The following is an 11,802-nucleotide window of genomic DNA, read 5'->3' as shown; positions in this document are numbered from 1 at the left end:
ATTAAAAAATGAGGACCTGTTAATCAAACAGGTCCTCAGCTTTTGCTGCTCTGGCATTATATTTATCAATGATACTGTGAATAGATTCTGTTGGAGTAATAACGTTACTGAGCGATGCATCGTGGTTCATGAAATCAATGACTGTCGCAAGGAATTTACTCATATCAGCAATGTGATAATACTCTCTGTTCATAAAGTCAGGATTCTGATAGATGAGATTAGTGGTTATAAGCGCATCGAAGTCACCGTTTTTATAACCCTCATCGAATACTTCCATTCCGTTGGTGAAAAGACCGAAGGTTGTGCATATAAATACACGCTTTGCGCCCTTTTTCTTGAGCTGTCTGGAGGTGTCTATCATGCTCGAACCGGAGGAAATCATATCATCGATTATGATAACGTCCTTGCCATCAATTGCGGAACCGAGATACTCATGTGCCACAATGGGGTTGGAACCGTTTACAACTTTGCTGTAATCACGTCTCTTATAGAACATTCCGGTATCAACGTTAAGAACATTTGCAAAATAAACCGCTCTGTCCAAAGCGCCTTCATCAGGACTTATAACGGTCAGATGTTCCTTATCAACAGTAAGATCATCAATTTCCGAAATAATCGCCTTCATGAACTGCGGTGATGCCATAAAGTTATCAAAACCTGAAATAGGAGCTGCATTGGATATTCTGGGATCATGGGCATCAAAGGTAATGAAATTGCTTATACCCATGCTGTAAAGCTCCGAGAACATAACTGCGGCATCGAGCGATTCGCGATTGTTCTTGTTGTGCTGTCTGCCCTCGTAGAGGAAAGGCATAATGATGTTTATCCTTCTTGCCTTACCGTTGATGGCAGCAATGACTCTTTTTAAATCCTGATAGTGATCATCAGGAGAGTAGTAATTATCATAACCATACATTTTGTAGGTCATTGAATGATTCATAACATCGGTGAGAATGAAGACATCCTTACCTCTAAGTGACTCATAAATCTGAGCCTTGCTCTCACCGCTTCCGAAGCGGGGATTAACATATTTAACCCTGTACTCATCCTTAACATATCCCTGAAAAGCGGGGTCGTTACCCGGGGCGTTGTGAAGGTCGTGTCTGAATTCGACAAGACGTGCATTGACCAGTTCTCCGAGCCCTTTGGCAGACTCCATGACCATGAGTGCAATCGGAGCAACAGGTATTGATGAATCTAATTTATGAAAATCAGGCATTTTATCTCCTAACAAAAATAATAATAGATTTTTTACGCTATTATCTTATTGTATCTTATACTGACACGTCAAGAAATTTAATGTATAATCAGTTTTATGGATAATAAAGGACATTTGATAAAAAAGGTTGAACCCGGAAGCATAGCGGACGAATTGGAAATTGCCGCCGGGGATTATTTGCTTGCAATAAATGGGCAACCTATAGAGGATATATTTGACTACCAGTATATGGTGCAGGATGAAGAACTCACCCTTCTTGTCAGAAAACCGGACGGAGAAGAGTGGGAGCTTGACATAGAAAAATATTACGACGAGGATCTTGGTATAGAGTTTGATAACGGACTTATGGATGACTACAGATCCTGCTGCAATAAATGTATTTTTTGTTTTATAGATCAGATGCCACCGGGGATGAGAGAAACGCTGTATTTTAAGGATGATGACGCGAGACTATCCTTCCTTCAGGGGAATTATGTCACTCTTACAAATATGAGTGATAAAGATATCGACAGGATTCTGAAATATCATCTTTCTCCGATAAATGTATCATTTCAGACTACTAATCCTGAACTTCGCTGCAAGATGCTAAATAACAGATTTGCCGGCGAAGCACTGAAAAAGGTTGACAGGCTTTGCGAGCCGGGTACCGGAATTGAGCTGAACGGACAGATTGTTCTGTGCAAGGGTGTTAATGACGGGGAAGAACTTCACAGGTCGCTTACCGATCTATATAATTACAGACCAAATCTTAAGAGTGTTTCAGTAGTTCCGGTCGGTTTGTCCAAATACAGGGATGGTCTGTTTCCGTTGGAACCGTTTGAAAAAGATGATGCCGTAGCTGTAATAAAGGAAATCAATTATTGGCAGGAGAAGTCTTTTGAGGAATACGGAGACCATTTTGTACATGCCTCGGATGAGTGGTATATGATTGCACAGCTTCCGATTCCTCCCGCAGAAGCGTATGACGATTACGGACAGCTTGAAAACGGAGTGGGGATGGTCAGGCTTCTTCTGGATGAGTTTGATGAAGCGCTTAGGGATGCAATAGAAAACGGGGTCGATGGCATTCCGTTAAGTGAATATAAAGGAGAGGTGTCAACTGCTAGCGGCAGGCTTATATATCCGTTTATATGCGAGATGGCAAGAAAGCTTACCGAAGCAGCACCGGGATTTACGGTTCATGTTCATGAAATTATAAATAATTTCTTTGGTGAGAGAATAACCGTTACAGGGCTTCTTACAGGACAGGACATAATTGCACAGCTTAAAGGTCAAAAGCTCGGAGATGCGCTGATACTTCCACAGAATGTACTTAGGGCAGGAGAAGATTATCTCCTGGATGATGTGAGAGTATCCGATATCGAGAGCGAACTTGGGGTTAAGGTTCGCATTATAAAAAGCGGAGGTATGGATTTCATAAGGGGACTAATTACGAAGCAGGATGGTATTTTATGAAAAGAAAAAACATAGTTGCGGTAGTGGGACGACCCAATGTAGGAAAAAGTACCCTGTTTAATGCAGTTGCAGGGAAAAATATCTCTATTGTTGAGGATACTCCCGGAGTTACCAGAGATCGAATTTATCAGGATGTCGAGTGGCTTAATTACAATTTCACACTTGTGGATACAGGCGGTATAGAACCGGATACAAATGACACGATTCTCGCGCAGATGAGAGCTCAGGCTGAAATAGCGATTGAGACTGCCGATGTTATCATTTTTATGTGTGATGTAAAACAGGGGCTGACTGATGCGGATTCACAGGTTGCGGATATGCTTAGGAAATCCAGAAAACCGGTTGTTCTTTGCGTCAATAAGGTGGACAGCTTTAAGCGTGATTCCATGGATGTTTATGAGTTCTACAATCTGGGAATCGGTGAGCCGTTCCCCATAAGCGCTGCGAATAAGCAGGGAATCGGAGATCTTCTTGAGGAAGTTACCAAGAACTTTACAGCTTCTGACAGCGAAGATGAAGAGGATGACTCAATAAGAGTTGCTGTTATAGGTAAACCCAATGTTGGCAAGAGCTCTATAATAAACAGACTTTGCGGAGAAAACAGACTTATTGTGTCAGATATCGCAGGAACTACAAGAGATGCGATTGATACAGAGGTTAAATATAACGGTAAGAAATATACCTTCATAGATACCGCAGGCCTTAGAAGGAAAAATAAAGTCAAGGAAAAGCTAGAGGAATTTATGATCCTTAGAACTGTTACCGCGGTTGAAAGAGCTGATGTGGCTGTCATAGTTATAAATGCTGATGAAGGGGTCACTGAACAGGATGCCAAAATTGCTGGAATTGCGCATGATCGCGGCAAGGGAATCATAATTGCGGTTAATAAGTGGGATCTTATCGAGAAGGACAATAAGACGGTTAATGAGTTCACAAAGGATGTAAGAAGCGTACTTTCCTTCATGCCTTATGCAGAGATTATTTTTATTTCGGCCGAGACCGGACAGCGACTTGTAAAGCTGTATGACATGATAGATGCAGTAAGTGAGAATCACGCTATGCGTGTTGCGACCGGTGTCCTCAACGAAATAATGATGCAGGCAGTGGTAATGCAGCAGCCTCCGTCAGACAAGGGTAAAATGTTAAAGCTCTACTACATCACCCAGGCTGCGGTTAAGCCGCCTACTTTTGTGATTTTCGTTAATGATAAGAAGTTGATGCATTTTTCCTATACCAGATATATTGAGAATCAGATAAGGGAATCTTTCGGATTCAAGGGTACACCTCTTAAGTTTATTATCCGAGAGAGGACTAATGACAAGAAGTAAAGTAAGAAATACACATTAAAGTAAGTAAAAAAGAGAAGGGGACTCTAAAATATATACCTTCTCCCTGGGGAGAAGGTGTCAGCGAAGCTGACGGATGGGGGCCCGGGAGGGGATTTGTATGATTGCTAGAGTTTTGTGTCTGCTAATTGGCTATGCTTTCGGCCTTATTCAGACTGCTGTAATTTATTGCAGGATGAAAGGTGTGGATATCAGAAATGTCGGAAGCGGCAACGCCGGTACAACAAATACGCTTCGTGTTCTTGGGGCAAAAGCCGGATTTACAGTACTTTTTGGGGATATGCTTAAATGTATAGCGGCTGTAGTGGTTTCTTCATTTTTATGTAAGATGATTCTTGGTGACGGATATGGTGACATGAAGTATCTGTTGAAGATATATACTGCTGCAGGATGTGTCCTGGGGCATGATTTCCCCTTTTATATGAAATTTAAGGGCGGAAAAGGAATAGCTTGTACGGCAGGATATATTCTTGCATTTAAATGGACCTTCGTGATCGGAGGACTACTTGCATTTCTGATTCCTTTTAATATCACTCATTTTGTATCTCTTGGCTCACTTTGCCTTTATGCAGTATTTTTTATTCAGCTCGTAGTAGAAGGACAAATGGGACTTTTAAACATGTCTCAGCCGCACCTTATTGAAATGTATATTATAGCATTTGCTATGACTGCGCTTGCGTTTTATCAGCACAGAACCAATATTGGAAGGCTGATTCGCGGTGAAGAGAGAAAAACCTATATTTGGAAGAAAAATAAAGTAGATTGAGGAGGATAATGTGGACAACAGTATAGCCGTCATAGGCTCCGGAAGCTGGGGAATTGCACTCGCATGGAGACTCTGGAAAAACGGATCGGATGTAACCTTATGGGCGAGGAGCAGAGAATCTGCCGAGAGGCTCAGAACTTACAGAGAGGACAAGGACAAGCTTCCCGGAGTAATTTTGGATGGAAGTATAAAGATAACGGATAACCTCGAAGGCGCACTAAAGAACAAGGATATGGTAGTAATAACAGTTCCTTCTGTTGCAGTCAGAGAGGTTTGTAAGAAAATGAAACCCTATCTCATGCCTGAGGAAGAGGGGCACCAGATAATCGTTAACTGTGCTAAAGGAATCGAAGCAGAATCCCTTATGCTTATGTCTGATGTTATTCTTGATGAACTCCCGGGAAGGGATGTGGCTGTTCTTTCCGGCCCGTCACATGCCGAGGAGGTTGGAAAGGATCTGCCGACAACTATTGTTGTAAGTGCATTCTCCAAGGATACCGCAAAAGAAGTTCAGAATACGTTTATGGCTGATACATTTCGTGTCTATACCAGCCCGGATATGCTTGGTATAGAGATAGGCGGAGCCCTTAAAAATGTTATTGCGCTTGCGGCAGGAGTTAACGATGGACTGGGGTATGGTGACAATGCCAAAGCAGCTCTCATAACAAGAGGCATAGCGGAAATGTCCAGACTTGGAGTTGCTATGGGTGGCGACTTTGAGACGTTTTCGGGATTGTCAGGAATCGGTGATCTTGTCGTGACCTGTGCATCTATGCATTCGAGAAACCGCAGAGCTGGAATTCTTATCGGGCAGGGTAAAACCGCTGACGAGGCAACCAAAGAGGTAAAGATGGTTGTGGAAGGAATTAATAGTGCATCAGCTGCGCTTGCACTTTCGAAAAAGTATGACGTTGAGATGCCGATTGTCGAGCAGGTTAATGAGGTATTGTTTAACAATAAACCGGCGATTGAAGCTGTTACGGATCTTATGAACAGAGAAGGTAAGGACGAAAACGACCTTCAGGGATGGTAATTTAAGCTCACATACCATTTAACAATGGTATGTGAGTTTTTTTCGTAAATATAAAATAATTATAAAATTTTATTTCATTTTTTTCTCCAAATGTGGTAATATTACAAAGTACGTTTTAAGCTGATAAATCATTTAATGAGTTATGGGGCTCATTGCTGAAATGATTTGTCTTCTATATGAGAGAGGAAAGAGGAAAAGAAAATGAGAAAAGTATTGAAAACACTCGCAGGCGTTGTTCTTGCATGTGCTATTACATTCACTGCAATGCCTCAGACAGCATTTGCTGCCGGAATTACTACTGTAAATGTAGGACAGAATAAGAAGGTACAGTCAAAGTATTATAAGGGTGCCAAGGCACACAAGGCAAAGGTTACCTGTCACGACAAAAGATTTATGGGATCTGCCCAGGGCTACAATGTATATTATGTTGATTTTACATTGCAGAACACAAAATTCACCACAGATGAATGTATAGGAATTAATAAGGAATGCTCCAGGAAAGGTTTGTCTTCACTCTCGACTTATACTTGGGTTCTTACAGATAGTCAGGGTAATGATATAAACGGTACCAGAGCAGCAGTTTCAGCGGAATATTCAAGTATCACAAAGTCAAGCAGTGAGTTTAAAAAGAAAGCTGTATACAGAAGTGGATATTACAGATATCATTGTAGTGTTTCTACTCCTAAGAGCAGAAATTTCAAGCTTATGGTTGTATGCCCTGCTTATTCACCGGACGTTTGCGTTGGTATAGCAGGTCTTAAAAAGGGTCAGCCTTCATACAGCGCATTGAATTCCTATCAGTATGGTTATTGCACATTTAATCAGGCAGGATTTGGTGGAAGCAAAAAGAACATTGCAGCTATCAGACTTCAGTAATTAAAAATCGCATTAGTGAAAGGGATTGGTCTCGCACCGATCCCTTTTTGTATTTTTTTGAACGAAGCTCCTTGAATTTGATATAATATCCTTGATCAAAAAATATAGAGGAATGGTATATGAAAAAAGTTTTTAAAATCCTTTCAATGGTTATTCTCGCATCTGTAATAGTATTTTCATACACACCCAATACTGTAAGTGCTGCAGCATATTCGCCGGGGATGTTAAATACATCTGCAAAAGAGAACGGCACATATACGATAAAGACATATTTTCCCGGTATCGGTTATCAAAAGATGAAAGTAAGATTTGAAACTGTAGAGAAAAAAGATGGGGAATTCGTATACAATGGTAAAAGCTATAAGGCAAAGCGGGCCAAAGTATCAATTCATTGCTACTATCCAAAATCGACGCTCAATAAAATCAAAAACAATGCAGCAAAGATTGTTATGGCAAGTAAGCATAAAAACAGTGCTCTTGATCGTGGCTCATTTATACTTGATGCGGACACGGGACGTTTGGGTTCTGTACTTTCCTGTAAAATGATTGTCACAAATAGAGAGTTAAAAAAACTTGTACAGAGAAAAGGAAATGTTAAGGCCAGTTATACAATTACCCAAAATTGGGATGTAACATATGATGTTACATATCCTAAAAAAAGTGAAGGGAAACTTCTCATAGGTATCACGGGAGTTAAAAAGGAGATTGGAAAGAATAATGGTGGTTTTTCAGAGTTTTCAAGTGGCCGGGCATCTATTACGAGTACTCCATATTTCAAGAAAAATATGAAGTCGCTTTCAATCTGGACAAAAATCTGAATTATAAAATTATATTCTTGACAATAAATCAAAAATATTGATAATTATTACGTAAAGGCTATGAATGGAATAAGTAGTCTAATGATTCAGCCACAGAGAGTTGCCGGTTGGTGAGAGGCGCGGATATGCTCATTAGATGAATACATCCGGGAGCTGCGCGGAGGAATGATATATCTAGTAAGCCGCGACGAGAACCGAGCGTTAGTCGGAAGAGTATGCGGAATATTCCAAGTACTTGCTGAGGCATGTGATGTGAATTACATGTGAATGAAGGTGGTAACACGGATTTAAACCCGTCCTTCGTAATCTATAATTGATTGCGAAGGGCGTTTTATTTTGGTTTTTATAGGAGAACCAAAAGGACGTCCTCGCATAAAAAACGGAGGTGTATTATGCAAATTTATGAAGAACTTAAAAGAAGAGGGCTTATTGCGCAGGTAACTGATGAAGAGCAGATAAGAGATCTCGTAAATGAAGGGAAGGCTACTTTCTATATCGGTTTTGACTGTACTGCAGACAGCCTTACAGCAGGCCATTTTATGGCACTTACTCTTATGAAGAGACTTCAGCAGGCAGGAAATAAGCCTATCGCTCTTATCGGTGGCGGTACTACCATGATCGGAGATCCTTCCGGAAGATCCGATATGAGAAAGATGCTCACAAGAGAGGATATCGATCACAATGCAGAATGTTTTAAGCGCCAAATGGAGAAATTCATTGACTTTGGCGAAGGCAAGGCTATGATGGTAAACAATGCAGACTGGCTGATGAACCTCAATTATATAGAACTTCTCAGAGAGGTTGGTGCATGCTTTTCAGTTAACAATATGCTTCGTGCCGAATGCTATAAGCAGCGTATGGAAAAGGGACTGTCTTTCCTTGAGTTTAACTACATGATCATGCAGTCCTATGACTTCTATTACATGTTCCAGAAATATAACTGTAACCTTGAGTTTGGCGGTGACGATCAGTGGAGTAACATGCTTGGTGGTACAGAGCTTATCAGAAGAAAGCTCGGTAAGGATGCACATGCTATGACTATAACTCTTCTGACAGATTCACAAGGCAATAAGATGGGTAAGACAGCTGGTAATGCTGTATGGCTTGATCCCAAGAAGACATCACCCTATGATTTCTATCAGTATTGGAGAAATGTCGGAGATGCTGACGTTGATAAGTGCCTTAAGATGCTTACGTTCCTTCCTATCGAGCAGATAGAGGAGATGGAGAAGTGGGAGGATTCCAGAATCAATGAGAAGAAGGAAATTCTTGCTTATGAGCTTACAGAGCTTGTTCATGGAGAAGAAGAGGCAAAGAAGGCACAGGATGGTGCAAGAGCTTTATTTGCAGGCGGCGGAGATCTTGCAAATGTTCCTGCTGTTTCTCTTAAGGAAGAGGATTTCAGAGACGGAGTTATTGATATCCTTCAGGTACTTGTTTCTTCAGGACTTTGCCCTACAAGAAGTGAGGCTAGAAGAGCAGTTCAGCAGGGTGGTGTAACATTTGGCGATGACAAGGTTACCGATTTTAAGACTACATACACTAAGGAGACTTTTGCCGGTGATGGTGTGATGGTTAAGAGAGGTAAGAAGTCCTTCAAGAAGGTTGTATTTTAATGGTTTTATTTTTTGATATAGACGGAACACTTTGGAATTACAAAAATGAAATAAGTGATAAGACTATAGAAGGTATTCGCGCTGCACGGAAGAATGGGCATAAGTGCTTTATAAATACCGGCAGGGCGAGAGCCTTTGTCACTAATGAAGATCTGCTGGGAATAGGTTTTGATGGCATAGTATCAGCCTGTGGAACTATGATCGAGTACAACAGCGAGGTGGTTTATAATCGCCTTATATCGGCAGAAGATGCCATAAGAACTATTGAGACAGTAAGGGCTTATGGTTTTAAACCTATCCTGGAAGGTCCAAATCACTTATACCTGGAATTGTCTGATTTTGAGGGCGATATGTATGGGGATAAAGTGATAGCTGAGATGGGAGACCGTCTACGAGGAATCGATGAATGCTGGGGCAAATGGGAGATGCAAAAGCTTTCCTGCGCCACAGAGATTCCGGTAGAAAAGCGCGATGAATGCTTTGAAAAGCTGTCTGACCTATATGATTACATGATACATAGCGATACCGTAGTTGAGATGGTTCCCAAGGGCTTTGATAAGGGCGTCGGAATTGAGAAGGTATGTGAGCTTCTCGGAGAAGATATCAACAATACTTTTGCTTTCGGAGACAGCATAAATGATAAGGAGATGCTTATAGCAGCCGGTGTCGGTGTAGGTATGGGCGGAACCTATCATGATCTTTCCGAATATGCCGACTATATTACAGCATCGCTTGATGATGATGGGATATGGAAGGCTCTGAAACATTTTGAATTGATATAAAAAATGTAAAATAAAAACTTCCTCTTGTTCTCAAAGGAGAGACAAGAGGAAGTTTTTTGCTGCATTATTATCTCCAAAGTACCCATAAGAACACATATGCGCCGATAACGGCAGCCAATGTGAAAGGAATACCGATTCTGGTGAAATCTTTGAAGCTTACTTCATATCCTTCTTTTCTGAGCATTCCGACACCTGCAATATTGCAGCTTGCTCCTACGGGAGTGATGTTTCCTCCAAGGGTAGCACCGCAAAGGAGTCCAAAATAGAGCAGATACGGAGCAATTCCGAGAGACGCGGTAACACCCTGAAGTACGGGAAGCATCGTAGCTACGTAAGGTATGTTGTCGATAAAGGCAGAAATGAGAACTGAGCTCCAAACTACAATTGTAAATAATAAGAAAATGTTATTTCCACCGGCTTTAACAATGAGCTTTGCGAGATCATCCACAAGACCAACCTCTGTAACGCCGCCAATTACCATGAATAATCCGGTAAGAAGGAGCACGGTATCATAGTCGAGATTCTTAACAACATTTTTTATTCTGTCTACATCGTGATCTTTGAAGTATTCCCATACGATTCCGATAAGAGAACATACAAGACAGATGACACCATTTGTAATCTCAGGTTTGTTCTGGATAAATGAAGCGCCCATGAGCAAAACGACGTGGGCAACCATCATTATTGTAGGAACATAGTCTTTAACGACTGTTTTTTCTTCTGCGGATACAGGCTCTTTATCTTTTCTGAAAAGTATCATCATGATCGGAACTGTAAGAATAGCACCAAGCTCTACTGCAAAGAAGATTCCAAGTCTGCCGTTCATCCAGAAGAAATCATTGAAGTCCATTTTGGCATAAGCACCAAGCATAATGGATGTTGTATCGCCGACAAGTGTAGCAGCACCCTGCAGATTGGATGATACTGCAATCGAAATAATCATCGGAACAGGATTGATCTTGAGCTTCTTGCAGATTGCGAGACCGACCGGTGCAACCATCAGAAGGGTAGCCACGTTGTCAATGAATGCAGATATCAGTCCTGAGAACAGTGACATATAAATTGTTACCCACATTACATTTGGAGCAAGATCAAGCAGATGATCTGCTATCAGGTTGGGCATCTTTGACTCAATAAAGTAATCTACGAGCAGTAACGTACCGAAAATCATGAGAAGTACGTTCCAATCAACTGCGGAAACTACTTTAGTGTAGGGGAGAATACCGGTCACAATAAATATTGCGGCAACTCCCAGAGCGATATATGCACGCTTTTTCGGAAATGCGATAAGTCCGACATACATTGCCACAAATAAGATAATTGCAAGAGTTTTCATTTTATAATTCCTTTCGCCATTTTATATTTGATAAAAAAAGAGACTGATACTGCAGATAATGCAGTAAAAGTCTCGTTAATTACAACATATCCGGGGAAGGACATCTTCCCGTACTGACGGATGAATGTTACATGCAGATGCATGACAACTACTCCCTTTTACCTATAATAAAATATCAAATTTGGAAGAGCGCGTCAAATGTAAATATGGACAAGTTATGGCGGTGACTTGTAATAGTTAATTCCACTTTGTAAGAGTAAATTCCACCTTGTAGGAGTAAATTCCACGGGGTGGAGTTTTCTTTTTACAAAAATGATGGATTTTTATCCACATTTACGGCTATAATAGCACAAAAGTCGGAAAAATGCGTATGACAATCAGAAGTCGAGTTCACGTTGTCCTGTTAAGAGTTAGTGAATTCCACCCCTAATGATGGTAGGTATGAATGTCATCCAACTACGCAGAACTCCGGCTTTTTTTATTATGAAATGGAAGTTTCTGCTCCGCAGAAACCTCGGAATTTAATAGTTAATGGTCAAAATACAGGCTGAGACA

The 11,802-nt window shown here is 41.0% G+C and carries 10 protein-coding genes and 1 other annotated feature; of the genes, 8 read left to right on the top strand and 2 right to left on the bottom strand.

Annotated features, from left to right (window positions below; genetic code table 11):
* Positions 1-19: 19 nt before the first annotated feature.
* Positions 20-1,219, bottom strand: coding sequence for a ribose-phosphate pyrophosphokinase (locus tag BLR42_RS11810; RefSeq protein ID WP_091869300.1), 1,200 nt, complete (start codon positions 1,217-1,219; stop codon positions 20-22).
* A 96-nt stretch (positions 1,220-1,315) separates the two neighbouring features.
* Between BLR42_RS11810 and BLR42_RS11805 the strand changes: the two genes are divergently transcribed.
* The 8 genes from BLR42_RS11805 to BLR42_RS11770 all read left to right on the top strand — a co-directional run bounded on the left by BLR42_RS11805 (position 1,316) and on the right by BLR42_RS11770 (position 9,911).
* Positions 1,316-2,674, top strand: coding sequence for a DUF512 domain-containing protein (locus BLR42_RS11805; RefSeq protein ID WP_091869298.1), 1,359 nt, complete (start codon positions 1,316-1,318; stop codon positions 2,672-2,674).
* Positions 2,671-4,002 (top strand): ribosome biogenesis GTPase Der, encoded by a 1,332-nt coding sequence (gene der, locus BLR42_RS11800; protein WP_091869296.1) that lies wholly within the window; start codon positions 2,671-2,673, stop codon positions 4,000-4,002. The genes BLR42_RS11805 and der overlap by 4 nt, the downstream gene beginning before the upstream one ends.
* Positions 4,003-4,120: 118 nt before the next feature.
* Complete coding sequence (gene plsY, locus BLR42_RS11795) at positions 4,121-4,786, top strand: glycerol-3-phosphate 1-O-acyltransferase PlsY (RefSeq protein WP_022760196.1); 666 nt, start codon at positions 4,121-4,123, stop codon at positions 4,784-4,786.
* Between the two features lie 10 nt (positions 4,787-4,796).
* The gene (locus BLR42_RS11790) at positions 4,797-5,819 is read left to right on the top strand and encodes an NAD(P)H-dependent glycerol-3-phosphate dehydrogenase (RefSeq protein ID WP_022760195.1); all 1,023 of its coding nucleotides are present in this window, start codon (positions 4,797-4,799) and stop codon (positions 5,817-5,819) included.
* Between the two features lie 201 nt (positions 5,820-6,020).
* Positions 6,021-6,695, top strand: coding sequence for a hypothetical protein (locus BLR42_RS11785; protein WP_091869294.1), 675 nt, complete (start codon positions 6,021-6,023; stop codon positions 6,693-6,695).
* A gap of 119 nt (positions 6,696-6,814) precedes the next feature.
* A complete protein-coding gene (locus BLR42_RS11780) occupies positions 6,815-7,513 on the top strand; it encodes a hypothetical protein (protein ID WP_091869292.1) in 699 nt (232 codons plus the stop codon).
* A gap of 51 nt (positions 7,514-7,564) precedes the next feature.
* Positions 7,565-7,817 (top strand) — a binding site (T-box leader).
* Between the two features lie 88 nt (positions 7,818-7,905).
* Positions 7,906-9,129, top strand: a complete 1,224-nt coding sequence (gene tyrS / locus BLR42_RS11775; protein WP_091869290.1) for a tyrosine--tRNA ligase — start codon at positions 7,906-7,908, stop codon at positions 9,127-9,129.
* Positions 9,129-9,911, top strand: a complete 783-nt coding sequence (locus BLR42_RS11770) for an HAD-IIB family hydrolase (RefSeq protein ID WP_091869288.1) — start codon at positions 9,129-9,131, stop codon at positions 9,909-9,911. The genes tyrS and BLR42_RS11770 overlap by 1 nt, the downstream gene beginning before the upstream one ends.
* 67 nt (positions 9,912-9,978) lie before the next feature.
* On the opposite strand, the gene BLR42_RS11765 is transcribed toward BLR42_RS11770, so the two are convergent.
* The gene (locus BLR42_RS11765; RefSeq protein WP_091869285.1) at positions 9,979-11,247 is read right to left on the bottom strand and encodes an ArsB/NhaD family transporter; all 1,269 of its coding nucleotides are present in this window, start codon (positions 11,245-11,247) and stop codon (positions 9,979-9,981) included.
* Positions 11,248-11,802 lie beyond the last annotated feature (555 nt).

The organism is Butyrivibrio sp. INlla16 (assembly GCF_900104155.1).
Taxonomy (GTDB): domain Bacteria; phylum Bacillota; class Clostridia; order Lachnospirales; family Lachnospiraceae; genus Butyrivibrio.
The sequence above is the reverse complement of the archived record's forward strand: the minus strand, read 5'-3'. Positions and strand labels throughout refer to the sequence as shown.